This is a genomic window from Nostoc sp. NMS8, assembly GCF_017115045.1.
Lineage (GTDB): Bacteria > Cyanobacteriota > Cyanobacteriia > Cyanobacteriales > Nostocaceae > Nostoc.
In genome coordinates this window covers 1-26,195 of the sequence record NZ_JABXKK010000018.1, presented here as the reverse complement: position 1 = coordinate 26,195, position 26,195 = coordinate 1, and the positions used below count along the sequence as shown (strand labels likewise).

Below are 26,195 nucleotides of genomic sequence, written 5' to 3'. Positions count from 1 at the left end.
AAAACAACACCTTTATTCTATTTTGTTAAAAAGTCTTGAATTCGGTTGACAAATTCTTCTAGTTCTGAGATTAAGTTGGTAGTACCTCTCAGGTCTTGATCGTTAGCTAGTTGTTCTAATTTGTCAGCAGCTAGATACATAGCTGTGGCTGCAATGTTGGCACTAGCGCCTTTAAGGTGATGAGCTTCTCGTGCTATTTGCTCAAAGTCATTATGTGCGATCGCTATTTTAATGATCTCTAAACGTGGTTTAATATCTTCAATGCTTAATTGCAATAGATTTCGTTCAAATTCTTCATCATTTCCCGATATCTGATGCAAGTGTTCCCAATCAATTGCTAGGTCAACTATATTGTTGGTGGTGGAAACTGTCTGTTCATAAACAACTGCCTCTTGTTGGGAAGAAATCACGCCTGTCCAATGCTCTAAGGTGGCAGCCAATTTTTCTTTAAAGACTGGCTTACTCAGATAGTCGTCCATTCCGGCATTGAGACACGTTTGTTCGTCTTCTTTCATCACATTCGCCGTCATCGCAATCACCACAGGACGATGACCCAGGGCAAAAGCGTCCTCTTGCCAACGATGAATTTCTTTTGTGGTTTCCAAACCATCGAGAATTGGCATTTGGCAATCCATAAGAATCAAATCGTAAGGAATTTTTTCTAATAGCTGCAAAACCTCCTTGCCATTGGCAACGACATCAGCTTTATAGCCCAAACTCTGGAGTTGCTTCAAGGCTACTTTCTGATTCACCAAATTATCTTCTGCTAGGAGAATTCTTAACTTGGATTTCGTAGAAGGGTTAGGGAAAGAGGAAGTAAGAATGTCTAAAGTTTCTGTACTCTGGATTTCTTTAGTAGCCTCTTGTTCTGATTCCGACTGCACTCCTAAAATAGTGATGATGGTATCGAGAAGTCGTGATGACCTAATGGGTTTGACTAAATAAGCTGCAAATCCGATTTTGAGTGCCTGCTGCACTTCATCCCGTTGATTAGTAGAGGCAAGCATAATCAAAGGGATCTCAGCAAGTGCAGAATTAGCTTGAATTTGTTCTTTGATTGTCATGCCATAAGTTTGGGTTTTTTGCATATCAATCAAGGCGATATGATATGGTTTCCCTTGCCCATCAGCTTGCTGAATAACTTTCAGGGCCGCAGCAATATTGTCAACACGATCTACTTCCATTCCCCAATGAGTAGCTTGATGGGAGATAACTTTGCAATTAGTAGCGTTGTTATCTACTATTAACAAGCGGCGATTGTGTAAAAGTGGGCGATCGCATTTTGGCAAAACAGGCTCAACAAGCTTTGTAAAAAGTACCTCAAACCAAAAATTAGATCCTTTCCCTACCTGACTTTCTACCCCAATCATTCCTCCCATCAAGGTTACAAGTTGTTTACAGATGGCTAATCCCAAACCAGTACCACCATATTTACGAGTGGTAGAAGCATCCACTTGAGTAAATGGCATAAAGAGTTTGCGTTGGTCTTCAGGGCTAATGCCAAGACCTGTATCTGTGATGTCAAAATGGATGGTGGCTGTAGTCGCGGAAACGGAACGCAATTCGGCTTGCACTAATACTTCGCCAGCGCTGGTAAATTTGATCGCATTGCTGATTAAGTTCATCAGAATTTGCCGCAGCCTACCCGTATCTCCTTTGAGGTGGGTGGGGACGTTATGCTCAATCAGTGCGGCAATTTCTAATCCCTTGTTATGGGCTGAGGGAGCCAATAATTCCACCACTTCTTCTACACAAGTGGATAGGTCAAAATCTAGAGTTTCGAGAGCCATCTCTCCAGCCTCAAGTTTGGAAAGATCCAAAATTTCGTTGATTAAACTTAAAAGGGCATCTCCACTACTGCGAATTGTTTCAATAAAATCTCGCTGTTCTGCGTCTAAGGGAGTATCTAATACCAAGCTGGTCATCCCCAATACAGCGTTCATCGGAGTCCGAATTTCATGACTGATATTTGCCAAAAAAGCACTTTTCATCTGAGAAGCTAATTCCGCTTGGCGACGGGCAATTTCCAGTTCTTTTCGCTGACGAGTTTCTGCTGCTAATAGTTGGGCTTGGACTAAGGCAATACCTACTTGGTCGGCTATTTGCCGCAAGAGATGAGTTTCAAAGCTAGACCAGTGGTGGGAATCGTCACACTGATGAACTATGAGCAAACCGCGCAGTTCTTCTTTGACAAGAATGGGCACAACTAAATTAACTTTGACCCCAAACTGTTGTATCAATTCCAGATGGCTTTGTTCAACTTCTGGTAGATCCAAGTTATTTAGCTCTAAAGTCTGTCCTTGACGGTACTGCTGTAGATAATACTGTTGTAGATATTCCGCTTGTAAATAAAGGGGAGTAATGTTTTGCTCTTTGATTGTTGGTAAGCCAGAAACTACTGCTTCAGTAACGGTGGTTGCAGACTCATCTGGCAAAAACTGATAGATCAAAACTCGGTCAGTCTGAAGAATCTTTTGTACCTCCTCGACAGTGATTTGGAGAATTTCTTCGATTTCCAAAGACTGACGAATTTTGAGGGTAATTTCGGTAAATAGTTGCGATCGCAAATTTTGGCGTTGTATTTCTTCTTCAGCCTGTTTACGCTGGATAAATTGCCCGACTTGTTCACCGATATAATTCATCGTTTTGACCAAATCTTGGTCAGGCGGATGGATTTCACGGTTGAAGCAGGTAATGACGCCGAGGATTTTATGGTCGCTGCGGATTGGAAAACCAAAAGCGGCGTGTAGTCCCACCTGAGCAGCAATTTTGAAGTTAGGGAAATTAATATCTTTAGCGATATCAGCAATCCAAACAGGTTCAGAACTAGCCCAAACCCGTCCAGGTAGCCCAATTCCTGGCGCAAAGGTGGTTTGTTGCTTTACTGATTCAAACTCTTGCATTTCCAGGGATGGTTTATGCCAGATATCGAGAAAACGCAGCACGTTTGCTTGCTCATCGACCATCCAAATTTCACCCAAATCCCATGCCAAACTCTCACAGATTCCTTGCAAGATTTGGCGAGTAGCTTCGCTGATTGTGGCGGACTCTGCTAAGACGCGGGTTGTAGCATATTGGGCAGTTAGATGCTGTTGTGCGCGTTTGTGATTGGTAATGTCAATGCCAGTACTAACGATGTATTCTACTGATCCTTCATAGTCTTTTAAGAAGGTATTCGACCAGACAATTAGTCGCCGACTGCCATCCTTCATTACCCAATGGTTTTCGTACTCCAAGAAGCCTTTACCAGTTAGCAATTGCTCAAAAACTGCTTTGACTGGCTCCAATTCTTCAGGAAGTAGGAATAAGTTCCAGAAATACCTACCCCTCACCTCATCGAATGAGTAACCTGTTATTTGCTCACAAGCTTGATTGAAACGAACGATTTTTCCTTGAGTGTCGAGAACTATTACCAACATGCCGACTGTATCAAGGATTGCTGAGATAAAATTGCGTTCTTGATTTAAGGTTTCTTCTGCCTTTTTCCGCTCTGTAACCTCACGATATATGAAGTAGTAGACTACAGCAAGAACAATAAAACTTAGGCAGATTGCGATCGCAATTATCAAAATTGTGTTGCGAATTCGAGCCTTTGCTGTTTGTAATTGCTGCTGAAGTTGTCCCCTTTGCTCATCCACCATCTCATCGATCGCCTTGCGGATATCGTCCAGGAGATTTTGCTGATTATTTTTCTGTAGTACTAGCAACGCCGTCTCTAATCCCTGACTCTGGCGCAAGTCGATAGTCTGTTTTAGTTCAGCAAGTTTAGCCGTGATGAGAAATTCAAGGGTTGCAATCTGCTTTTGTTGGTTCAGTTGATCTGCTGTTAAATCCTTCAGGTTGGCAATTTCTTGATCGACGTTAGCGAGTGCTGTTTGATAAGGTTTTAGATAAATTTGTTCTCCAGTGAAGAGGTAACTACTTTGTCCCGTCTCGGCCTCTCTTATTTGGGACAGTAGTTTTTCTAAGCTGTTGATTTTTTTATAAGTCTTTTTTATTACACTGCGATTATTAGTAGATACTCTTGTATTTTGATAAGAAACCACGCCAATCATAACTACCATTGCCGAGGCCAAAGCCAAACCTGCTGCAATCTTTTTGAAAAATGCCTTGCCTACCCTCTGCGCCTGTTTGCCTTTCTTGGTAACAAGTTCCAAACTTGCTAAATTTCGGCGCAGTTCCAGTTGCTTAATGACATGACGACCTAAAGTTCGTAATGCCTCCAGTTGTTCTGGATTAAGTTCTCGTGGTACGTAGTCAATTACACACAGGGTTCCTAGCGCGTATCCCTCAGGGTTAGTCAAAGGTACACCAGCATAAAACCGAATATTTGGGTCAGATATTACCAGTGGGTTTGTAGCGAATCGTTCGTCATCTGTTGCATCAGGCACAACCAAAATGTCAGGCTGGAGTATAGCATGGGCACAAAATGCCAATTCTCGGTGTGTTTCTAGGGCTTCCATTCCGACTTTTGATTTGAACCACTGGCGATTTGTATCAATTAAGCTAATTAAGGCAATAGGAGTCTGACAAATATACGAAGCTAAACGGGTAAGGTCGTCAAAGGCGGCTTCAGATGGCGTATCCAGAATCTTATATTGTAAAAGCGTCTCAATTCTCTGTGCTTCGTTATCAGGTAATGGTGCTTTCATCCGTGAGCCTTATCTACATTCTGGGGAGTGGGGACTAGGGATTGGGGACTGGGGATTGGGGACTAGGGAAATTATTAAAAAAGAACCCTTATCTTGTTTCTTCCAATCTTTAGTACCCAGTACCTAGTACCCAATCCCCATTTGGTCAACAAACTTACTTTAATTAATGACAATAGTTTGGTTAAAAGCGTTAGCGTAATTTTACTGAGTTCGACTTATTAAATAATCGGTCAAATGATTAAGTCACTACTGTATTTTTTGTGGGCTGGTTTCTTTGAAATTGGGGGTGGCTACCTGATCTAGTTGTGGTTGCGCGAGGGGAAGCCTTTCTGGTGGGGTCTATTGGGAGGAATTGCTTTAGCTTTCTACGGGGTTCTTGCAACTCTCCAACCAGCAAATTTTGGCAGAGTGTATGCAGCTTATGGCGGCGTGTTTATTGCAATGGCAACGCTTTGGGGCTGGAAGGTAGACGGGGTAACTCCAGACCGTTACTACTTAATCGGAGTATGTTTAGCTTTAGCGAGTGTATTAATTATCATGTTTGCTCCGAGAAGTTAAGTAAATTTTCTATATTATTTTTGACCAATAGCTTTTATATTATTCCCTTTAAAACAGATGATCGTCTCACGCAAAATTGCAAAAGTTTTTTTAGCAACTAAGCGATGAGAATCAGGCAAGTAGATATCTACGCGTTTATACGGGAGATAGGAAGAGAACTTATGAGATATTTTTTGGGCAAATTTTCGGAGAATACTGGCGATAATTTACAATATTTGTCAATTCTCAGAATTATTTTGGTTTGTAACAGTAAGTAACTGTAAGTAACTAAAAATTTGGAATTTTGTAGCGCTTGAATAAAGTGCTATTCTTCAAAAAAAGATGCAATCATTGCATCAATACACCCTTATTTTGATCTTGGCAACTACAATCAGGATTATATTTTTGTTAACATTTCCAGAAAATTCAGGTTAAGTAACTTTAAAGACAAAAATGTCTAACTAAAAGTAATCAAATGTAGTTAAGTATACAAATCATTGGTGCTTAGGAAGAGAAAGAAGTGTTGAAGAAATTTGTGATGATTGGGGCTATGACCCTACTGTTTTTGGCAGGGCCGTTGATGGGCGATGCTTTCGCCCAAGCCCCTGCTGCTGCTGCTCCACCTACTGCTGATACTGGAGATACGGCATTTATACTGATTTCAGCAGCGCTCGTACTACTAATGACACCAGGATTGGCATTTTTCTATGGTGGATTTGTGCGATCGCGCAACGTCTTAAACACATTGATGATGAGCTTTGTGTTAATGGCAATTGTGGGAGTTACCTGGATTCTCTGGGGCTATAGTCTTTCTTTTGCGCCAGGTTTACCGTTTATCGGTGGATTACAGTGGTTTGGGTTGAATGGCGTCGGGTTAGAAGTCACCGATTATCTTAAAGGGTCAAATCCGCCGGAAGTCGTCTCTTATGCCGGAACGATACCCCACCAGGCATTCATGATCTATCAAGCCATGTTTGCGATTATCACCCCAGCCTTAATTTCTGGAGCGATCGCAGAACGGATGAGTTTCCGCGCTTATTCACTGTTTGTCCTACTGTGGTCAACCTTTGTTTACGCCCCTCTAGCTCACATGGTATGGGCGAAAGGTGGATTTTTAGGTTTGTATGGTGGATTGGGTGCCCTCGACTTTGCAGGTGGCACAGTAGTTCATATTAGTTCCGGTGTTTCAGCCCTAGTAGCAGCGATCGTCCTTGGCCCCCGGAAAACCCATCCCGATCGCCTTAGCCCACCACACAACGTTCCATTTATTTTGTTAGGTGCTGGCTTACTGTGGTTTGGTTGGTTCGGCTTCAACGCTGGTAGTGCCCTATCAGTTGCTAGTGGAACTTCTGGCACTGTAGTCACAAATTTGGCAACCACAGCCTTTGTCGCCACAAATGCAGCGGCGGCGGCGGCGGCTTTAATGTGGTTAATTTTGGAAGCAGCTTTGCGGGGTAAACCAACCGCCGTGGGAGCAGCGACAGGAGCCGTTGCTGGTTTGGTAGGCATTACTCCCGCCGCCGGATTTGTCACACCGCTATCAGCGATTTTAATTGGTTTCATCACCGCCTTTGTTTGCTTCTATGCCATTAGTTTCAAGCACAAGCTACAAATTGACGATGCTTTAGATACCTATCCCGTGCATGGGGTTGGTGGTACAGTAGGGGCAATTTTAACCGCAATCTTTGCCACGACTCAAGTTAACGGTGGAGGTAAAGATGGAGTGCTGCGTGGTAATCTTGGTGAATTGGGAGTTGAACTAGTAGCAATTGCCGTTGCTTATGTGATCGCAGGTGTTGGTACGTGGATTATTCTCAAGGTTATCGATGCTACAGTCGGGCTGCGAGTTAAAGAGGAAGCAGAACTGCAAGGTTTAGATATCAACGAACACGGCGAAGAAGGTTACAACTCCGAGTTTGGCGATCGTCCGACTCAGTAGGGAGCAGGGGGAGCAGGGGAAGCAGAGGGGAAATAACTAATGCTCTATGCCCAATCCCCAATCCCCAGTCCCCAATCCCCAATTTAAAGTTGTGCCATTTGCGATCGCTGGCGCTAAAATTTGATTCAAATAATTGGTAAATTTCGCTAGTCGTGTCTACTTCTTTTAAAAGCTTTCCTCTCTGGGCATTTTTCTCGCTGTTAACCAACGGCATCCTGATGTTGGCGGTCATTCTGCTAATTTGGCAACAGCAGAGATTGGCCGCTTTTTTTGGGATAGTAACATCCCCACAGGCAATCAACCTAAATAGCGATCGCCCAATTGCTACACCTGATTTAGGTCGCCGTCACCAACTCACTTACCAGGAGTGGGTAGATATTCTCAAGCAAGAAGCCAAGGTTGCTGCTGAACAACGTCCTCCGCATTTAAGCATCCTGGCGGGAGATTCTCTGAGTTTGTGGTTTCCTCCTGAGTTATTACCTGAGGGTAAAAGTTGGCTCAATCAAGGAATTTCTGGTGAAACCAGCAATGGTCTCTTGAAAAGATTAACAATATTTAACCGCACCCAGCCAGAGGTGATTTTTGTGATGATTGGCATTAATGACCTCATTCGGGGGATGAGTGATGGAGAAATTTTAGATAATCAACGGCAAATTATTAGTTACCTACGAAAGACGCATCCCACAGCACAAATTGTTGTTCAGTCGATTTTGCCACATGGGGCAGAGGACGCAACCTGGAAAGGACGAGGAAACCTGTTGGCTGTTGCCAATAGTCGCATTCGTGATTTGAATCAGCAACTACAAAGCATCTCTACCAAAAAAGGTGTCAAATATCTCGATTTACATCCCTTGTTTACCAACAAACAAGGAAATCTCCGCCGCGAATTTACTACTGATGGCTTGCACTTAAGTCCTGAAGGTTATATAGTTTGGCGTTCTGCATTGCAGATTTATAGCGAGATCGAATTAAAACCCCAGCAATAAAAAGAGGGTAAAAGGTTAAATAATTCGTAATTCGTAATGACGCTCGTTCGCCCTTGGCGTCTCCCCTTGGGAAAAGACTCGCTACCGCTACGCTAACGTAATTCGTAATTAAGTTTTGTGACGAGGATTTAGACCCCGACCCAAAACTTGCCGATTATTGAAACGGGGGATTTAAACCCTTAGCCCCTTGCCATTATGCCTTTCCCGCTCTTTGATAATATCTTTGAATACAACTGTGTATAAATCGCGTCTGGGCACGAGAAAATAAGAAATAGTGGTTTAAGTAAACAAATCTCATGGATACAAAAGCTTTTAAGCGCAGCCTCCAACATTCAGAAAATTATAATCGCAAGGGCTTTGGTCATCAAGCAGAAGTTGCTACTCAGTTGCAGTCAGAGTATCAGAGTAACTTGATTCAAGAAATTCGCGATCGCAATTACACTCTACAACGGGGCAATGTGACAATCCGACTAGCAAAAGCCTTTGGTTTTTGCTGGGGTGTAGAACGGGCTGTAGCAATGGCTTACGAAACCCGTCAGCACTTCCTTACAGAAAAAATTTGGATTACTAACGAGATTATCCACAACCCTTCTGTAAATCAGCGAATGCAGGAAATGGAAGTAGAATTCATCCCCGTTGAAGGAAAGAATAAAGACTTTTCTGTTGTTGGAAGGGGTGATGTCGTCATATTACCCGCCTTTGGGGCTAGCGTTCAAGAAATGCAGATACTTCATGATAAAGGCTGCAAAATTGTTGATACTACTTGCCCTTGGGTATCTAAAGTTTGGAATACAGTAGAAAAGCACAAAAAAATTGATTATACTTCCATTATTCACGGTAAATATAAACATGAAGAAACAGTTGCAACTAGTTCCTTTGCTGGCAAGTATTTAATAGTGTTAAATTTGCCAGAAGCAGAATATGTTGCTAGCTATATTATCAATGGCGGGAACCGTGAAGAATTTTTGACCAAATTTGCCAAAGCTTGTTCCGCAGGATTTGACCCCGATCGAGATTTAGCAAGAGTTGGCATTGCCAACCAAACTACCATGCTTAAAGGTGAAACTGAGGAAATAGGTAAGCTTTTTGAGCGGACTATGTTGCATAAATATGGGCCTATTGAGTTAAATCAGCATTTCCAAAGCTTCAACACCATTTGTGACGCTACCCAAGAACGTCAAGATGCCATGTTGGAGTTAGTAGAAGATAATTTAGATTTAATGGTAGTAATTGGTGGGTTTAATTCATCGAATACTACTCAGTTGCAACAAATTGCTTTTGAGCGGAAAATTCCTTCTTATCACATTGATACTGTTGAACGCTTGAAATCAGGAAATTCCATTGAACATCGACAATTAAATGGGCAGTTAATAACTACAGAAAACTGGTTGCCAAAGGGAGAAATTTCTGTGGGAGTTACTTCTGGTGCTTCCACGCCAGATAAGGTGGTAGAAGATGTGATTGAGAAGATTTTTGCAGTCAAAAAATATTTGCAGGAGGCAGGAGTTCCCGTCAGTTCTTAGCAAGAACTACCCTCCTCAATAAAATTCCCTCTCTCTATTTGCTCTTAAAATGACGTTATGGCGGTTTGCAATTGTGTGGAATACAGACATTGCGAGTAGAGGCGCACATCTGTCATTGCTGCCAACTTAACGTGAAACGGGCGGTTAGAAACCGCGTCTATACAAACAAAACCCACCTCCGTGGGTTTCAAACCCTTAGATATTAAGCTAAAACACATCTAATTTGCATATTAAAATTTTCTCAATATCTTGTGGGGTGGGCATCTTGCCCGCCCTAATTATGCAACTTAAATGCTGATTAGCTTATCTCGTTTCCAGCCTCCGGCTGGAAACGAGGTTTTAAAAGGGTTTGGGCTTAAGTTGACACCAATGCACAGATATGTAAACCACGAATTTTTAGCTTTCGGAAGTTTCTTGAGAGAACTTCTTATGAATAGTTCTTGTGGATTCTCCATCAGCAGCTACTGTGATGAGATAGTCTATTAAACCATCTGAAAAGGGGAGACGTAAGTGGAAAGTACCATCGGGTTTGATTTTGATGGTATGACCACCAATGTTTACGGTTGTATTTGGTTGGGTTGCTCCGTGAATAATCAACTCAGCATCGGCCACAAACCAGAAATCTCCGTGGGGACGACTGAAGACCCGAACGTTAGCTGAACGGGCGATGAGTAACCAACTATCGCTATCAGCAATATAGCCAATTTCAACCATATAATCGCGATCGCTCACGGGAATAGCGACAAAGCGATCGTGTGCTACCTCTTCAGATTCATACTGCTGTATCAACTGGGGACTTTGATAACTCAAATCAATGCCAGTTACATCATAGAGTCGCACTACCAGTTGTGAAGCACCCTGTTGTTGCAGCGCTTCGGACTGAGTTTTGGAAATGTACCAAGATACATAAGCCCATTTGGGAGTGCGGGGTGTGAGGACAATACTGCTCTCTTCTTCAGGGATTTCTGCTTCTACATTTGCCCAGTCAATAGCTGTTTCACTTGTTAAGGCGACATTTTCAACTGGAGAAACTGGAGAATCTGTTGTGGGATCTGGATGGACAGGATTGAAAACACGAACGATCGCAGAACGAGCAATGAATAACCAGCAATCGCCATCAGCGACATAGCCAATTTCAGCTATGTAATCGCGATCGCTGATGGGAATTTCCACAAAGCGATCCTGTGCTGTCTCTTCACATTCATACTGCTGGACAAACTGAGGATTTTGATAACTCAGGTCTATTCCAGTTACATCATAAAGCCGCACTACCAATTGAGAGCCGCCCTGTTGTTGCAGTGCTGCTTTTTTGGTTTCGGATATTTCCCAAGAGACATCAGCCCATTGGTGAGTGCGGGGTGTGAGGACAATACTGCTCTCTTCATCTATGTCTACATCTACCAAGCCAATATCTGTTTCATCAGCAATCGGCACATCAGCAACGATGGGATCTGGATGGATCGGATTGAAGACACGAACAACTGCGGAACGGGCAATGAATAACCAGTACTCGCCATAAGCGATATAGCCAATTTCAGCTATGTAATCGCGATCGGTGACAGGAATATCCACCAGTCCTTCGTGTACTGTCTCTTCAGATTCGTACTGCTTTACAAGGTTGGGACTTTGATAACTCAAGTCAATGCCAGTCACATCGTAAAGCCGCACTACCAATTGAGAGCCTCCCTGTTGTTGCAGCGAGGCTTTCTTGGCTTCGGAAATCTCCCAAGAGACGTGAGCCAATGTATAAGTATGTGGGGTCAGCACAATATTGCTCTCGTCATCTGCATCTACCAAACCAATAGCTGTTTCGGCGGCAATTGGCTCATTATCAACCGGAGTATCAATTTCGGCTTGGCCATCTGATGCCAAAGTACTAGCCCAGGTTCCAACCCCTACGCCTGCTGCTAAAGCCGCAGCAGTAGCAAAATCTGTGGAGTTCGTTTCTGCAACATTTTCCGCAGCAGTCGGTTCGGCTGGAGATGTTTCTTCTGGTAAATCGAGAGTGGGTTCGGCCGCGTCCGCCACCACATTAAAGGCATCCTCTTCTGGTATTTCTGGTAAATTTAACAGTGAAGATGTTTGTGTTGCTGATGGTTCTACATCGGCTGTCGCTTCGCTAGACTCTGGTAAGGGCAATTCATCTATTGGGGCTGTATCTTCAGTTGAGGTGATACTCTCTAGCCAGTTCAACTCTGCTTGAAGTTCCTCATCTGCTCGATCTTCAATTGCTGTGTCCCAATATCCAAAATCAGATGTGATTGCTGGCAGATTTGGTAATTCTGGGAGTGGGGCTGTCACCTCCGATGAAGGCAGTTCCACATCAGAAGTATCTTCTGGAATATTAGCCAGGTGAGGATATGGAGTATTTACTACAGCTGCTGGGGCTTCTATATCCCATTCAATCTCATCAGACTCATGATGATTTGTCTCCGTATAATTATTTAGTTCAATTGTCTCACTGATAGCGTCTGTTTCTGTGTCTTTGTTGTTAAAGGTAGACCAGGTAGCTGTCCCGATACCTGTTGCTAGAGCCGCACCACCACCTAAAGCTGCGGCTCCCAAGTTGTTATTTTCTGAGCCATTACCATTAGTTTTACCGGATGTGCCTTCGTACAGGTTTGAGGTACCATTAGTTGCCTCTTGGACTAAATTTGATGTCCCCTGAGTAGCATTCTGGGTCAGATCAGATTGTGTTTGAGCATAGATGTTGAAAGGAGTGCGATCGGGGGTTTCTTGCTCTTGAAAGTGCGACACTGGCTGTTCCTCAAGTATCGCTCCATTCAGGGAGGAAGTTGTGCTGCCATTTAGCACCGCCGCTTCTGCATTTTCTGTGTTCGGTAAATGAGGATTCGATTCTGGCGAGTTGTCTGTTTTCTCTGTAGGGGATGGGCGTTTCCCCAAAATCCACCAGAATAATCCTCCAGCTGCGGTTATAAAAAACAAAGGTAGCAGCAACCACAAGGGTGTTTCTTTGTTTACAATTGGGGTATTTTGTGCCGGAGCCGCTACAAAGGGCTTTTGGGCAAATACAGAAGTAGTGGCAGTAGGGGAAGGCGTAGCAGCTGGTGTCGTCTGGGCACTGGGTAAAGCTGTGAAAGCAGTAGGTTGTAATACCCTGGCTGCGATCGCCTCTGCTTCAGAAGCTCTAGCTTGTTCTATAGCCTGCTGTCCTGGGGGAGCCAGAGTATAGCCGATAAAATCAACTATAGTTAAGCTGGGATTTTTTTTGTAAACGTAGACTAAAGGTTGGGAGAAGGGATATTTTGCATCTTCTGGTAAGGCTTGATGTAATTGCAGAACTCGCACATCTTTCAACTTCGATACCTGATTAGCTAACACATAGCTGATACCGCCTTTGCCCAGTTGTTTGATGATTTCTGCGGTATTATCCTCAGTTAGTTGGGTAGCATTAGCCCCTGTCGTAAATTCACCAGTTTTGAAGGCTGGATAAGTACGAAAAGTATTGCGAGTTTCACTTGTGTTCGGGTGATCGATTAACCGAATCTTCTCTGAAGTCCCTCCCAGTTGCGACCAATTGGTAATTTGTCCCCGAAAAATCCGGGCGAATTGCCTACTAGTCAAGCTTCCTTTGAAAGGATTATCTGTGCTAACCACGATCGCGATTTTCTCACGGCGCAAGCGAACTTGTTCTAGTCCTTGGGCTTTTTCGGCTGGTGTCAAGCCGCGCCCCATTGCTACTATGTCGATTTTGCCATCTAGCAAATTTTTCAGTGCCGTACTAGTACCATTAGCAGCAACTTCAACCTTTGTGCCGACAAACTGTTTTTCAAAACTTTTTTTCAGACTTTGGTTGATTGCACTCAAGCTACTAGAACCGTCAATCTTTACTTTTGAGCCATTCTGCACTGTTGTTGGCAGTGGAAAAGAGGTTGCCGGTGTAGATTGTGCCAGCATTGGCGCTGATAACATCAGGGTTGCTGCCATCGGGGTTGTAGCTAAGGCAACCCATAATACCAACCTGACTATCGAAGTATCTTTTTTTTCTTGTTGCCACATAAGCCCTTAATTAAAGTAAAAAATAGAAAGCCTGCCATTCCTAAATCGCGATCTTGTTAGGAATGATGGAGGAGACGCGCTAATTATACATCTGAGTTATCTTTAGTTCTAATCACTTCAAAGCACTCGTGCTGATTTATACTTCGCTGTAGCTTGTATAGCATGATAATTTATACTCTAATTGCCAAAGTCTGTTTACTATAAATTTTTCTAAGTTATATTGCAACTTATACCAAGTTGGTAGCTTATGGCCACAGTTATGAATTATTGAATTACTAAAATTGGTAAAGTGTAACAAATTCAATATTATTTAACAATATTATTTTCAGTAGTGCTGAGTCTGAGTGCTGAGTGAATACTTATTTATTGCAGATAACAATGACAATCTGGCTTATCAATTAGTGACTCAACCAAGGCATTTAGGGCCGTTGCAGCTAATGCGCCACCTCCTAAAGTCCCTGCAACTGTAATATAAGGTATCCCTTGTTGCATCAGTTGTCGCTTGGCTGCGGGAGCATGGCTAAAGCCAATGGGCATTCCAATTACTAATGCAGGCTGAATTTTTTGGTTAGACATCGCTTCACAAGCTTCGAGAAGTACTGAGGGAGCATAACCAACTACCAACACACAACCATTACTTACTTGCTGCAATTTTTCTCGCCATTCTTGATGTTGCCAAAAGGCGAGTTCTGCCTCTGTGGCGGTGGTAATATGGGGGTTATCAATTAAGGTTTCGGTGCGGCATCCCAAGTGAAGTAATCGGGTTTGATCTAAAGCAGCAGCAACCGTTTGGGTATCGACAACAATTTCACAGTTTGAAGATAAAGCTTCTCGACTAGCTGCGATCGCATCTCGACTCAATTTAATAAAAGATACTAAACTGACATCGCCACAAGCCAAAACCAGCTGAGAAATTAAATGTTGTTCAATTTCCGAACGCTGAGACAAATCAGGTAGTAAACGTTGTAGCGATTCGGTAAAAGCTTCTGAATGGGTATGAATTTCAGCATCCAAGCCACTCCAGAGATTTTCCAATCCTCCCAATCCAGCTTGAGTTTCGACATCGAGTAACTTGAGTTGTGCTAAAACTTCTGCTTGGATAATTTGACAATGGCGATCGCGCCCTAATAATCCTTCTAATGCTGACGCAGTTTGTCGCAGCTGAGAAATTTGTTGCATCACCGCCCGATATTGCTGCTGGAGTTGTCCCATGAGGTTAACCGTTGTATCGGCTTCTGGTTCCACTTCCAAAATATTGCGGATATGGTTTAGCTGAAACCCTTGCTGCTTCAGTGCGACAATCCGTTGCAACCGGAGGACATCTTTTTGAGTATAGAGACGGTAATTGCTGCGCGATCGCACTGGTTGCGGTAGCAGCCCCAATTGATGGTAATGTCGCACCATGCGCGGAGTCAAACTGCCGCCTACCGCATCAGTGAGTTCTTTAATAGTTAAGCAACCAGCATTCATGATTTACTCCAAAACAACACAGATAAAGATTTAACTCTGCGTACCTCTGCGCTTCCCTCAGCGCGACGGCAGTCGCTACAACGGGGGGAACCCCCGCAACGCGCTGCCTCCCCTCTGCGTTTCAAATTCATTATAAACCTTGACATTAACACTAATGTTAAGGTTTAGCGTGAGAGAGTCCCTGTTAATTCACCTCTCATGCTCTACCCCCAACGTTTGGGCCAATTCACCAAAGAACACGCAGATACCGTAGCCGCCATTTTGTGCGGGCTGCTGTTATTTTTCGGATGGTTCGCCTTGCATCTCGGATGGTTAGGATTCGCATTCTTGCTGCTACCTGCTGCTTATGTAATTGGTGGTTACGAAAGTGCGCGGGAAGGATTAACCACCCTCTTTAAAGAAAAGGAACTCGATGTAGATTTGCTGATGATTGTCGCCGCCATTGGTGCTGCTAGCCTCGGCTTATGGCGAAGAGAATATCATCTAATTATTGATGGGGCAATTTTGATTCTGATCTTTGCCATCAGTGGCGCATTAGAAGGCTATGCAATGGCGCGAACTGAGCGGAGTATCCGCAGTTTGATGAGCCTGACACCAGATACAGCAAGGGTTTTACTTCAGGGAAGGGAAGAGGAAATTCCGATCAGTCAGCTAAAAGTGGGTGATGAGATTGTTGTCAAACCCGGAGAGCTAATTCCTACTGATGGGATAATTTTATCTGGTTACAGCACTCTCAATCAAGCTGCAATCACAGGCGAGTCTTTACCTGTAGAAAAAACAGTCGGTGCAGAAGTATTTGCCGGTACACTCAACGGCTATGGTGCATTGCAGATTAAAGTACACAAACCAGCCCAAAGCAGCTTGATTCAGCGTGTGATTCGTTTGGTAGAACAGGCGCAGACAGAAGCACCTCCTTCCCAAGAGTTTATTGATCGCTTTGAAAAGGGATATGCAAAAATCATTGTAGTAGCCGGAATATTGCTAGCAACTTTACCGCCATTTCTCTGGGGTTGCGATTGGGAAACAACAATTTATCGCGCTCTTACTTTTCTGGTGGTAGCTTCTCCCTGTGCGCTGATGGCTGCAATTATGCCTACTCTGCTTTCGGGAATCGCCAATGGTGCAAGACAGGGGATTTTGTTTAAAAATGGGGCGCAGTTGGAGAAGATTGGCAAAGTCCGTGCGATCGCATTTGATAAAACTGGTACTCTCACAACAGGGCAGTTGCAGGTATTTCAAGTAGTTTCAGCTAGTGAATACACTAAAGATGATGTATTAAAAACTGCTGCTAGTGTAGAATCATCTTCCGAACATCCCATCGGTAAGGCAATCGTACAGGCGGCTAGTGATTTAAATTTGGTTGGTGCTATTCAAGTACAAGCTATACCTGGACAAGGAATTGTCGGAATTGCTCAAGAACAACAGATAATTGTCGGGAATGCTGTTTTTGTGCAACAGTATGTCACAAATTTACCTGAAGAATTGCGAGAAATCGCTCAATCTTGGGAGCAACAGGGTAAAACTGTCGTTTGGGTTGCACGGGGAGTAGAGGTGATGGGTGTAATTGCGATCGCAGATCAAGTCAGATCGCAAGCAGCTGCAACTATTACCCGGTTAAAGAAACTGGGAGTTGAGCAAATTGTCATGTTAACCGGGGATAATCAGGAAACTGCTCACAGTGTCGCCAAAGCCGTCGGAATCGATCAAGTATATGCCCAACTTCTGCCAGAAGATAAGCTCGATGTGATCCGCCGTCTACAGCAACAATATCAAACTGTGGCAATGGTGGGCGATGGAATCAATGATGCACCAGCTTTAGCCCAAGCATCTGTAGGTATAGCGATGGGAATATCTGGTAGTGATGTGGCGTTGGAAACCGCAGATATAGTACTGATGGCAGACAGGTTAGAAAAAATTGCTGTAGCGATACATTTGGGTACGCGATCGCAACTCATAGTCAAACAAAATATAGTAGTGGCGTTGGGTTTCATTCTGTTGCTTTTAGTCGGCAACTTTCTAGGAAATATCAACCTACCCATCGGCGTTATTGGCCATGAAGGTTCCACAGTCTTAGTTACCCTTAGCGGACTAAGATTGCTTAAATAAGATAGAACAAAGTAGTACTTTGTCAAGCTAATTTTGAGAGTTTGTAATAAACACTTTAGTTCTCAACTTTGCGAAGCGGTTTGATACGGCTTTTGCTGACTGATAAGTGCGATCGCTGTTTTCAACCAATCAATATAAGTCTCTTCTCTTCGGATCACCAACTCTAGCACCAGCCTTTGCATCACCTGTTCGCGGTTGGTAGATGCATCATCAAGTGATGGCAAATCGATGGTTTCACATTCAGCCAGCTTTTTGCTTCGAGCCGCCAATTGCTGCTCAAGTAGATGAATGATGGTTTCATTCGATAACTGATCTGCAAAATGCAACTGGACTAGCATTGGTTCTCGTACAGTCGGTAAGGGTTGATGAATCCCCAGCCATCGGCTAAATTCGGCTTTCCCTGGCTCCGTTACACTGTAGACTTTGCGGTTGGGGCGATCGTGCTGAATCTCAATGATACAGGTAATCCAGCCTTGCTCAACTAACTTATCGAGAGTTCTGTAAATTTGTGCCTGATCTGCTGGCCACAAATGGGCAATGCATTGATCAAAGCAGCTCGTTTTGAGGTCGTAGCCCGTCATTTCTTGCTGCTGAAGAAGACCTAGAATTACATTTGCTAGCGACATGAAGACGGTTTTCCCATAATTGATATTTTCTCGCTCAGTTCTACACTATGTATTTCTTATAAGTTTATGCTAATATATGATTAATCTAATATAAGATATAACGGCTATAAAAAGATATGTTGACTATAATGCTTCTTAGCAAGGAAACCTAATAGGTAAAAAACTCCACTCACAAGGGCATGGCGTATGGAGAAGAGTTAGCAATGCCCAATGCTTAGAAATTATTTAAGCCATTGAAGACTATTGTAACGAGAGGATGGGTAAAATTGACTTCTAACACACTTCTACAAAGAATACATCAACATCAATATCTGCGTGATTTACGAAACAAACTACTCCACCTTCACAAGATGTTGCTGGAGACAGAACGCATCGCCTACGAACAGGTTAGTGGACGAGTATCAAGCGGAGAACTCCTTCAGCTAGTTATCGCTCATGAACAATTTGCTTGGCTACATCGAATTTCTGAGATAGTTGTGCAAGTTGATGAAATGCTTCAAGCAGATGAACCAATATTGCTAGACGATTTTCAAAAATTGATTGCTGATGTCCGCACATTGATTGTGCCGTTAGAAACGGGCAATACCTTCGAGAGAAAGTATTACAACGCTCTCCAGCGCGAACCTGGTGCGGTGTTGGCACATGCGGAGATATCCAGATTTCTCACAGATTAGGGACTGGGGATTAGGACTCCAGCCCTTTCAAGGTGACTCGTAAAATCTCTGTTTTTCTCTGTTGCGCTGCGCCAGTTGCTTCTCCCTTGGTGCTGGCTTCTCTCAAAGGGAGGGGGAGAGCTGCGCGCAGCGTCTCGTAGAGAGCGTCATTTTGAATTCGGAGCGAAGCAACGTGACTATTAACCCATTTGCGCCAGTTGTAGCACAACAGCAAGCTATAGAATTACTCACTCAAGCTGTCAAACAAAATCGGGTTCCTCCAGCTTACTTATTTGTGGGGCCAGATGGTGTCGGCAGAAGTTTAGCAGCCAGATGCTTTGTGGAATTGCTATTTTCTAGTGGGATGGAAGTTACTGCGTCTTTACAAAACCGTTTGCGTCAAGGCAATCACCCAGCTTTGTTGTGGGTGCAACCAACCTACCAACACCAAGGACAACGATTAACAGCAGCAGAAGCAGCCGAAAAAGGACTCAAGCGTAAAGCACCACCTGTAATTCGACTAGAGCAAATTCGGGGAATTACTGAGTTTTTAGGTCGTCCGCCCTTAGAAGCGCCGAGGAATGTGGTAGTGCTAGAAGAAGCCCAAACAATGGCAGAAGCCGCAGCCAATGCCTTACTTAAAACCTTGGAAGAACCAGGACAGGCGACGTTAATTTTAATTGCACCTACACCTGAGTCTGTATTACCGACTTTAGTATCACGCTGTCAACGGATTCCTTTTTATCGCTTAGATGCACAGTCTTTGGCTGTTGTACTCACACAAACAGGTCATCAGGAAATTTTGCAAAATCAGGCAGTATTGAGCATAGCAGCTGGTAGTGCCGGAGGTGCGATCGCATCTTATGAGCAATTACAGGCTATTCCCCCTGAGTTACTCGAAGACTTGAAAAAAGCGCCTAAATCTTACCGTAACGCCTTGGAGTTAGCCAAAAAAATTGATAAGGATTTAGATACAGAAGCACAACTGTGGTTAGTTGATTATCTTCAGCAATTTTACTGGCAGCAGTGGCATCAACCTAGTATAATTAACCAGCTAGAAGAAGCTCGTAAACACTTGCTTTCTTACGCTCAACCACGGCTAGTTTGGGAATGCCTGCTTTTATCTGTGTATCAAAAATCAAATTCTATTTCTCCTGCTCATCGCTGAATGCGATTGTATTTCTATAGTTCCTTATAAAAGTCTCAGTATAATATTTAATTAATTCGTAGCTAAATAAATTAAGCAAAACTCTGCGTTACTTTGCGTCCCTCTGCGTTTCAAAATATTACATGTCTTGTTCATCCTCTATCGTCAAGTTCATAGCCAGTGAAGGTATTGTAATAAAAGCGATTCCTGGATAAAACAAAAAGTTTATATGACCTCAGTTTCTCCTCACAAAAAAGCCAGAGCCTTAAAATCTACCAGCCGCCGCCCTGCGAAAGAACTGTGTAGCGAGTGCGGACTATGCGATACATACTATATTCATTATGTCAAGGAAGCCTGTGCTTTTATTAATCAGCAAATAGGCGAACTTGAAGAAGAAACGCACACGCGATCGCGCCATCTTGAAAATCCTGATGAACTCTACTTTGGTGTTCACCAAGACATGATAGCGGCACGGAAACAACAACCTATCGAAGGCGCACAATGGACGGGAATTGTTAGCAGTATTGCCATTGAAATGCTCAATCGCGGCTTAGTTGAAGGTGTCGTCTGTGTGCAAAACACCAAAGAAGACCGCTTTCAACCCATGCCCATCATCGCCCGAACTCCAGAAGAAATACTAGCAGCGCGGGTAAATAAACCAACACTTTCACCTAACCTTTCGGTGTTGGAACAGATAGAAAAATCGGGGATGAAACGACTGTTGGTAATTGGCGTTGGTTGCCAAATTCAGGCATTACGAGCCGTAGAAAAACAACTTGGTTTAGAAAAGCTGTATGTTTTGGGTACGCCCTGCGTAGATAATGTTAACCGCGCCGGACTGCAAAAATTTTTAGAAACCACCAGCCGATCGCCTGATACAGTTGTGCATTACGAATTCATGCAAGACTTCCGAGTTCACTTCAAACATGAGGATGGCTCATCAGAAACCGTGCCTTTCTTTGGCTTGAAGACAAACAAACTCAAAGATGTCTTTGCCCCCTCTTGTATGAGTTGCTTTGATTACGTCAACTCCCTAGCCGATTTAGTCGTTGGCTACATGGGCGCACCCTTCGGCTGGCAGTGGATTGTAGTGAGAAATGATACTGGTAAGGAAATGCTGGATTTGGTAAAAGACCAGTTAGATACTCAACCAGTAACATCTAAAGGCAACCGGAAAGAAGCCGTACAGCAAAGTATTCCCGCTTACGATAAAGGCGTTACCCTGCCAATGTGGGCAGCAAAACTGATGGGTGTGGTGATTGAAAAAATCGGCCCCAAGGGTTTAGAATATGCGCGGTTTTCCATTGATTCTCACTTTACTCGGAATTATTTGTATGTGAAGCGAAATCATCCAGAAAAATTAGAAGCGCATGTTCCAGAGTTTGCCAAGCGTATTGTTGAGCAATATAAGTTACCAGATTGAAGGAGGCAGGAGGTAGAAGGAAAACTCTTCTCCCTTGGGGACTTCCAACAAATCAATTATCCAATATTGTGGGGTGGGCGTCTCGCCCGCCCATAGCCAAGGGCGGACGACATAATAGCTTTGCTAATGTGGTCTTACCAGCACCATTCTCACCCACTAGTACAATCATCTCGTTGGGGTAAATCGTCAGGTTGATGTTTTTCAAGGTTGCGCGGTTGCTATTGGGATAGGTAAAAGATAAATTTTTGATGTTAATACCTGTCTGCAATGCTTCCGACTTAGTTGTATTCAAACGCGATAAAACTTGCCGACGATCAGATGAATTATTGCCATTTATTTCAAAGTTCCGATTGTTAGCAGCCGATTTCTTGACTTTTCCCAATGCTTTTTCTGATTGCAACTCTACATGAGAATGGGATAACTGCGGCTCTAACTCCAAAAGCTGGAAAATGGGCGTGGTTGCCAGTGCAATATTGTATAACTCTGACCCGCCAGACATCAAATTTTCCAAACTTCGACGCACTTCTAAAATTACCCCAGTGTAAAGCGCCAAATCTCCCAAAGTATGGGTTCTACCTAACACTCCCTGGACTATGTATATATATGGTAATGCCAAGCCTAAGCCACTCAATAAAGACCAGCCAATAACTGCTGTTGTCCCCCGGCGGCGGATCTGTTCCATTGCTCTAAAAATGGTACGGTAAAGTCCATGCCAACGTTCTAGCAGTAAAGGTTGCAAGCTAAATAAGCGTATTTCTTTGGCGTATGTCTCTCCAGTTAAAACCGTCTTGTATAAGTTCATTTCCCGAAGAACACTCGCTTGGGTTCTTTCTACTCCCCAAGCTTGCTTACGGTATTTCATCTGCACATACATTACAGGGGTAACGCAGCTAAACAAAATTATTGGTACCCACCAAGCAAGGGAGGCTGAAAGCAGTATGGCTGGAATGAAGATGAAAATTCCCTCTAACAGCGTTACAAGCCTGAGACAAAGTTCTGGAAGTCGTTGTACTCCCTTTTCAGTCAACTGCACCAAATTCAGCAAATCGGGTGTTTCAAACAGGGCAATATCTTCAAAAGTGGCAACCTTCTCAATTACTTGTCCTTGGACAAAACCGGAAATGCGATGCCTGCGGCGGGCTACGCCTACGCGCAGGGAAGTATATACAAAAGCATTAATGTTAGCGATCCATCACTCACCAAATTCACCAGCAGTGAACCTGCAATACTGGAGAGTAGCAGAGGTTGGGCAAGTATCAAGGCGATCGCATTCTGCGTTGTCCCCACGCTCAATAAGCGGGTTATTTCATCAATAATTATCTTGTTGAGCCAAATGGCGATCGCTGGGCCTGCACCACCCACTAATGCCAGGATTGTTACATAGCGTAGCTCCTTTGGAACTACCTGGATCACCGTTGCCACGCTCCGGCGAAATGCTTGGAATGGAGAAATTTCAATTATTTGCATATATTTTAAAGTAGCAAATAATAGCAAAATTCCCAGACAGACGTTGTGATCTAAATTTCACTGAGTAGGCATCACACGGGTAATACTATTTTGGATTTTAGATTTTAGATTTTAGATTGGAAACCGCTTAGTGTATCTGGGTTTTCTCTGTCCATCTGCCGCAATCATTTTTAAAATTGGTATGAGCAAGAAAAAATTTTAAGAATTGGGCGGCAGTTTTCCGAAATTGATAACCTAAGTTTGGTAGTTATTACCAGAACACTAATTTATAAATAACTTCTATAACTGGCCTTGGGGAAATATAACCTCACAAAAACCTGGTCTTCGCGATCAGGTTTTTTGGCATGTGTAAATTAATAGCAATCAGAAGCGAAACCCAACCTTAAGTTGATTGTGACCGAATCATCCACACTAAAATATCTAAGACTTGCTCTACAGGAATTAAGCGTCCTTTGCGGTTCCCCCTCTTTGCAATGCAAAGAGGGGTAAAGGGTGAGGTTACGCTGGATAAATCCGTAAGCGGCGATTTGGTTCTTCGCCAAAACTATGCGACTTGAGGCGATAATGTTCTACTAACTCATGTTGCATTTTGCGGACTTGGGGAGAACGCGGCAATAACTCCACTGGCTGTCCTTTTGGAATCACAATTTGCTCAACAGCAAGTCTAGCTTCTTCCAAGGCATCCATCTCATCATCGCTACCATTGTGCAAAAATAATTGCAGTTCTAGGTCATCGGCCATTTCTGGGTCATCGATGTTCAGCAACCGCCGCAAACCACGGGTAATTTGGGGAATGGTGCTGGACTTAATCACGTGGATGGGTACATGCCGCGCTTTGGCCATTTGGCGTAATTTGGCGTGGTTTTTGACATGCGATCGCAGTGCTAAAATTGCATCAGCACTATCTATGTCTTTTGTCAATAGCACAGGCAAAGTTAGCACGCTAATCACCTGTTCCAATTGGTGGCGGCTAACGCCATAAGGGTAAACGTGCAATGGTAAATCTTCACCATTCGGCCCTGGCACTCTTGTAGCAGCATCCAAATCAATGCTTTCAGAATAATTGAAGGATTCATCCAGCAAACGGTCAAACTCACTGCGCCCAGTTACCCGCTCTACAGGCAATTGTGGCAGTGCTACCATTTGTCCAGATGAACGCCAGCCATTAGACGGCCGTGCCGTTGGGAAAGATTCTTCCACTGTTCCTAGCTGTCCACCACGACCATTGACAACAGCTAACTGGCGGGTAACACCAATTTTGCCCTGGTCATCAACGGTTCTCGTTTGTGGGGTAGGTTGACGACCCCGCAACAGAATATCTACGGTGTCAGCAACACTTTCGTGTACTGTCCAGCGTTGGCGTTCCAACATTTCCACAGCAATTTCAAAGGTAGGCGGGGCTTTCCGCTCCAAAACAGTCTTTTGAGAGCCTCGCCGTCTAGCTTCATCGTCTCCCAGCGTCACAGCTTGGATACCCCCAACTAAATCAGCTAGGGTGGGGTTTTTAATCAGATTTTCGATCTGATTCCCGTGGGCAGTACCTACCAACTGTACACCCCGTTCCGCAATGGTACGAGCCGCTAAAGCTTCCAGTTCCGTGCCAATTTCATCAATGACAATGACTTCTGGCATGTGGTTTTCTACTGCCTCAATCATCACCTGATGCTGTTGATTTGGATGAGCTACCTGCATCCGCCGAGCGCGACCAATGGCGGGGTGAGCAACATCCCCATCCCCAGCGATTTCGTTGGAGGTGTCAATAATTACCACTCGCTTATTTAGATCATCTGCCAAAACACGGGCGATTTCCCGTAAGGCGGTAGTTTTGCCCACGCCTGGACGCCCCAGCATGAGAATCGATTTACCAGTTTCTACCAAATCGCGGATCATGCCAATGGTTCCGAATATCGCTCGACCAACGCGACAGGTCAAGCCAATAATCTTACCAGTGCGGTTGCGGATGGCACTGATCCGATGCAAAGTTTGCTCAATTCCTGCCCGATTATCTCCGCCAAAGGTTCCGACTCGTTGAATGCAATCATCTATCTGTTCTTGAGTAACGGGTACTTCGCTCAAATACTCAGCTTGATTAGGAAAGCGAGCCTCTGGGCGACGACCCAAATCCAAGACAACTTCTACTAAAATATCTCGTTTGGGATGACTCTCTAGTGCTTGTCGCAGGTCTTGGGGCAAAATGTCTAATAACTTTTGGAGATCGTCTGTAATCGTCATGCTTTCTATGGTGACGTTTTTAGAGATAGCGAGGACGTTTGCGTGCAGGAGAACCCGCTCTGGGTATTTTTCCGAACGAGCAATTAATGCTCTTGCTGTGACTTGATCTGGGAAACGAGAGAATGGGCAAGTTCTACAGCTTGCCAAAGTAATACGTCATCTTCTTCTAGGCAAAGATTCGCCTTCACATTAGTGTTACTTACCTCCTTATTCTCTAACTTTTCGAGAATTGGTGACAGCAGTACACGGGCGTAGCTACCGTAGGCGACTCCAGAAATGGAGGAGGGGGGGCAGGGAGCAGGGAGCAGGGGGAAAAATTCTTCTCCTCTGCCCCCTGCCCCCTGCCCCTCTGCCTCTTTTAGCAGTCCCATTGCCTTTAACTTAGCAACGGTATAGCTATTTGTGCCGCCTGCTAACTGCACATATCCCGGTAACTTAGCTGCCAAAACTTTTTGCCCTAATTTCACCGCGGCTATTGTGGTGCCATCGCCAATATCACCACTCATAGAACGACCATCGGTTTGCCAAATTAAAGCACTCTTGAGTGGGGCAATCAGGTCATAGATAGCTCTTAGGTAGTCAGTCATCCCCTCGCCATCGGGACAACTGATGGCTAGTAACTTTAGTTTATCGGCCCACGGTGAAATTGCTTGCCATAATTGTTCAAATTCTGCCAATCGCCCGACTTTTGTATGGATTTCTACGGCATCTACTCCCGTTGACATTACCAATGGCGCGATCGCTCCCGGCGTTGACATGTATGAACTTGTATAAATTATATCATAAGGACAAATTGGTATACAACGACCACAGCCGTAACATTTTTCGGATACTACTCCAGAAAAGTCTTCTTTTATACTATTAAACACAATTGCTTGTGCTGGACAAATCCGTTCACAGGGTCTAGAGCAGTTTGTAGGACACTCAGTAGGATTAAATTCTGCTTTCCGAAAATGGGGGTCTTCTCCATCATTGAGGCTGACCATCAAAAAGGGTGAGTTGCCTTTGTAGTCAAACCCTCGTTTTTGGGCATCTTTAGCCAAAGATTTGGCTACAAGTAGCCCTGCTTGCGCTGCTGCAATCACTGCTGGATCAGCTGCAACATCTATGCAGTCAGCGCCCGCCAAAGTATAGGCTAACGTTAGACTTCTGACTGCCGGCAAATGCTGGAAGCTGGCTCCGCAGATCAGCTTGAACCAGTCACCTTGTTTGAGAGATTGTAAAGGGGCGAACAGATCAGTCACTATTCTATTATGCGTTTATACGACTAAAAATAGCAGTCTGTGATCAAGAAAAAGTCTGGATTTTCTGATTTTGGGGATTGGGGACTGGGGACTGGGGATTGGGCATTTTAGTTATTACAGCAGATTGCAGGTAAATGAGGTACAGTAATAATTAGTGCGTTGATTACGAC

General features: G+C 44.0%; 16 protein-coding genes. 8 read left to right on the top strand and 8 right to left on the bottom strand.

The window, feature by feature from the left end; translation table 11 throughout:
• Positions 1 to 17: 17 nt before the first annotated feature.
• On the bottom strand, positions 18 to 4,652 hold the full coding sequence (locus tag HWQ39_RS02060; protein ID WP_292840860.1) for a GAF domain-containing protein: 4,635 nt from the start codon (positions 4,650 to 4,652) through the stop codon (positions 18 to 20).
• 303 nt (positions 4,653 to 4,955) lie between these two features.
• On the opposite strand from HWQ39_RS02060, the gene HWQ39_RS02055 reads away from it, so the two are divergent.
• From HWQ39_RS02055 to HWQ39_RS02040, 4 genes are all read left to right on the top strand, one after another.
• The gene (locus HWQ39_RS02055) at positions 4,956 to 5,210 is read left to right on the top strand and encodes a YnfA family protein (protein ID WP_292840856.1); all 255 of its coding nucleotides are present in this window, start codon (positions 4,956 to 4,958) and stop codon (positions 5,208 to 5,210) included.
• 499 nt (positions 5,211 to 5,709) lie between these two features.
• Positions 5,710 to 7,128 carry an ammonium transporter gene (locus HWQ39_RS02050; protein WP_292840853.1) on the top strand — a complete coding sequence of 473 codons (1,419 nt, stop codon included), beginning with the start codon at positions 5,710 to 5,712 and terminating at the stop codon, positions 7,126 to 7,128.
• A 152-nt stretch (positions 7,129 to 7,280) separates the two neighbouring features.
• On the top strand, positions 7,281 to 8,114 hold the full coding sequence (locus HWQ39_RS02045) for an SGNH/GDSL hydrolase family protein (protein WP_292840850.1): 834 nt from the start codon (positions 7,281 to 7,283) through the stop codon (positions 8,112 to 8,114).
• 296 nt (positions 8,115 to 8,410) lie between these two features.
• Positions 8,411 to 9,637 (top strand): 4-hydroxy-3-methylbut-2-enyl diphosphate reductase, encoded by a 1,227-nt coding sequence (locus HWQ39_RS02040; RefSeq protein ID WP_292840847.1) that lies wholly within the window; start codon positions 8,411 to 8,413, stop codon positions 9,635 to 9,637.
• Between the two features lie 396 nt (positions 9,638 to 10,033).
• On the opposite strand, the gene HWQ39_RS02035 is transcribed toward HWQ39_RS02040, so the two are convergent.
• Entirely contained in the window at positions 10,034 to 13,657 is a 3,624-nt protein-coding gene (locus HWQ39_RS02035) for a DUF4912 domain-containing protein (protein WP_292840845.1), read from the bottom strand.
• A 363-nt stretch (positions 13,658 to 14,020) separates the two neighbouring features.
• A complete protein-coding gene (locus HWQ39_RS02030) occupies positions 14,021 to 15,127 on the bottom strand; it encodes a precorrin-8X methylmutase (protein ID WP_292840842.1) in 1,107 nt (368 codons plus the stop codon).
• Between the two features lie 198 nt (positions 15,128 to 15,325).
• Between HWQ39_RS02030 and HWQ39_RS02025 the strand changes: the two genes are divergently transcribed.
• Complete coding sequence (locus HWQ39_RS02025) at positions 15,326 to 17,233, top strand: heavy metal translocating P-type ATPase (RefSeq protein ID WP_292840839.1); 1,908 nt, start codon at positions 15,326 to 15,328, stop codon at positions 17,231 to 17,233.
• A gap of 62 nt (positions 17,234 to 17,295) precedes the next feature.
• Here the strand turns inward: HWQ39_RS02025 and HWQ39_RS02020 are convergent, their stop codons facing one another.
• Positions 17,296 to 17,859 (bottom strand): PadR family transcriptional regulator, encoded by a 564-nt coding sequence (locus HWQ39_RS02020; protein ID WP_292840836.1) that lies wholly within the window; start codon positions 17,857 to 17,859, stop codon positions 17,296 to 17,298.
• A gap of 350 nt (positions 17,860 to 18,209) precedes the next feature.
• Between HWQ39_RS02020 and HWQ39_RS02015 the strand changes: the two genes are divergently transcribed.
• The 3 genes from HWQ39_RS02015 to HWQ39_RS02005 all read left to right on the top strand — a co-directional run bounded on the left by HWQ39_RS02015 (position 18,210) and on the right by HWQ39_RS02005 (position 21,082).
• Positions 18,210 to 18,533, top strand: a complete 324-nt coding sequence (locus HWQ39_RS02015; protein WP_292840904.1) for a hypothetical protein — start codon at positions 18,210 to 18,212, stop codon at positions 18,531 to 18,533.
• Positions 18,534 to 18,705: 172 nt separating this feature from the next.
• Positions 18,706 to 19,680, top strand: a complete 975-nt coding sequence (locus HWQ39_RS02010) for a DNA polymerase III subunit delta' (protein WP_292840833.1) — start codon at positions 18,706 to 18,708, stop codon at positions 19,678 to 19,680.
• 208 nt (positions 19,681 to 19,888) lie between these two features.
• A complete protein-coding gene (locus HWQ39_RS02005; RefSeq protein WP_292840830.1) occupies positions 19,889 to 21,082 on the top strand; it encodes a Coenzyme F420 hydrogenase/dehydrogenase, beta subunit C-terminal domain in 1,194 nt (397 codons plus the stop codon).
• A gap of 52 nt (positions 21,083 to 21,134) precedes the next feature.
• Here the strand turns inward: HWQ39_RS02005 and HWQ39_RS02000 are convergent, their stop codons facing one another.
• The 4 genes from HWQ39_RS02000 to ldpA all read right to left on the bottom strand — a co-directional run bounded on the left by HWQ39_RS02000 (position 21,135) and on the right by ldpA (position 26,025).
• The gene (locus HWQ39_RS02000) at positions 21,135 to 22,115 is read right to left on the bottom strand and encodes an ATP-binding cassette domain-containing protein (protein ID WP_292840827.1); all 981 of its coding nucleotides are present in this window, start codon (positions 22,113 to 22,115) and stop codon (positions 21,135 to 21,137) included.
• Between the two features lie 113 nt (positions 22,116 to 22,228).
• Positions 22,229 to 22,549 (bottom strand): hypothetical protein, encoded by a 321-nt coding sequence (locus tag HWQ39_RS01995; RefSeq protein ID WP_292840824.1) that lies wholly within the window; start codon positions 22,547 to 22,549, stop codon positions 22,229 to 22,231.
• Positions 22,550 to 23,047: 498 nt separating this feature from the next.
• Positions 23,048 to 24,781: a R3H domain-containing nucleic acid-binding protein gene (locus tag HWQ39_RS01990; protein WP_292840901.1), complete on the bottom strand. Its 1,734-nt coding sequence runs from the start codon at positions 24,779 to 24,781 to the stop codon at positions 23,048 to 23,050.
• 83 nt (positions 24,782 to 24,864) lie between these two features.
• Positions 24,865 to 26,025 carry a circadian clock protein LdpA gene (gene ldpA / locus HWQ39_RS01985; RefSeq protein WP_292840821.1) on the bottom strand — a complete coding sequence of 387 codons (1,161 nt, stop codon included), beginning with the start codon at positions 26,023 to 26,025 and terminating at the stop codon, positions 24,865 to 24,867.
• Positions 26,026 to 26,195 lie beyond the last annotated feature (170 nt).

What these genes read in the sequence shown, in the direction of transcription:
- HWQ39_RS02060 (WP_292840860.1), bottom strand. Translation starts at nt 4,652, where the DNA reads ATGAAAGCACCATTACCTGATAACGAAGCACAGAGAATTGAGACGCTT.
- HWQ39_RS02040 (WP_292840847.1), top strand. Translation starts at nt 8,411, where the DNA reads ATGGATACAAAAGCTTTTAAGCGCAGCCTCCAACATTCAGAAAATTAT.
- HWQ39_RS02035 (WP_292840845.1), bottom strand. Translation starts at nt 13,657, where the DNA reads ATGTGGCAACAAGAAAAAAAAGATACTTCGATAGTCAGGTTGGTATTA.
- HWQ39_RS02030 (WP_292840842.1), bottom strand. Translation starts at nt 15,127, where the DNA reads ATGAATGCTGGTTGCTTAACTATTAAAGAACTCACTGATGCGGTAGGC.
- HWQ39_RS02025 (WP_292840839.1), top strand. Translation starts at nt 15,326, where the DNA reads ATGCTCTACCCCCAACGTTTGGGCCAATTCACCAAAGAACACGCAGAT.
- HWQ39_RS02020 (WP_292840836.1), bottom strand. Translation starts at nt 17,859, where the DNA reads ATGTCGCTAGCAAATGTAATTCTAGGTCTTCTTCAGCAGCAAGAAATG.
- HWQ39_RS02015 (WP_292840904.1), top strand. Translation starts at nt 18,210, where the DNA reads ATGTTGCTGGAGACAGAACGCATCGCCTACGAACAGGTTAGTGGACGA.
- HWQ39_RS02005 (WP_292840830.1), top strand. Translation starts at nt 19,889, where the DNA reads ATGACCTCAGTTTCTCCTCACAAAAAAGCCAGAGCCTTAAAATCTACC.
- HWQ39_RS01995 (WP_292840824.1), bottom strand. Translation starts at nt 22,549, where the DNA reads ATGCAAATAATTGAAATTTCTCCATTCCAAGCATTTCGCCGGAGCGTG.
- HWQ39_RS01990 (WP_292840901.1), bottom strand. Translation starts at nt 24,781, where the DNA reads ATGACGATTACAGACGATCTCCAAAAGTTATTAGACATTTTGCCCCAA.